This window comes from Streptomyces botrytidirepellens, assembly GCF_003721215.1.
Classification (GTDB): domain Bacteria; phylum Actinomycetota; class Actinomycetes; order Streptomycetales; family Streptomycetaceae; genus Streptomyces; species Streptomyces himastatinicus.
The window spans coordinates 1-773 of sequence record NZ_RIBZ01000388.1; the positions used below are offsets into that span (position 1 = coordinate 1).

The window sequence follows — 773 nt, forward strand, 5'->3', positions numbered from 1 at the left end:
AGCTGGGCGCGGGCGGACTGGGCGCGGGCGGACTGGGCGCGGGCGGGTCGGGGGCCGCCGGGTCGGGGGCGGTCGCTCGACCGCCGCCGAAGCCGAGTACGGGCCCGCCGACCGTGTCGTGCTCCCTTGCGTCCGGCTCCAGGTCCTGCCAGGCGCCGTCGCGCAGCCGGAACAACCCGCCGTCGCCGACGCCGAAGAACACCCGGACCCGGCAGTCCGGATGGGCGGGCAGCAGCAGACAGCGCACCGGGGCGGTGTACGCGGCCGGGTCGAGTCCGAGTTCGGCCGCGCGGGTGCGCAACCGCCCGTAGCCGCGGTCGGTGAGCCGGTGCAGCCCGGACTTGAGCGCGCCGCGCCGGGCGGCGCGGATGTCCTCCGCGAGACGCGCGTGACTGCGGCCGACGGCCGCGCCGATCCCCTCGCACAGCTCCCGCGCGGCGTCCGGCGACGCCCCGTCCCCACTGGCCACGGCCACCAGGACCAGGGCGCCGTCCCCGGTCCCGAAGCGGGCCGTGAGCAGCACATCCCGCCGGGGCTCGCCGCGGGAACGCGCCGCGTCGCCGCGCAGCGACACGGCCCGGAGGGTGAACGTCCCGTACCGGGCGCCGTCGAGCACGGTGTCGGGCACCGGGCCGCCCGGCTCCTCCGGGCCGGCGACGGGCAGGGTGGTCGGCTCGGCCTCGTACGCGGGCGGCTCGTCGCCGACGTACCCGGACGCGGCGGCACGCCACGGCCGGGGCGCGGGGGCGGGTGCCGAGGCGGCGCCCGAGGGC

The 773-nt window shown here is 80.2% G+C and carries 1 protein-coding gene; it reads right to left on the reverse strand.

Translation table 11 applies throughout. From position 1 onward, the window contains the following. Positions 1-773, reverse strand: a 773-nt coding sequence (locus EEJ42_RS31110) for a protein phosphatase 2C domain-containing protein (RefSeq protein WP_342778352.1), incomplete at both ends; no start/stop codon positions are given.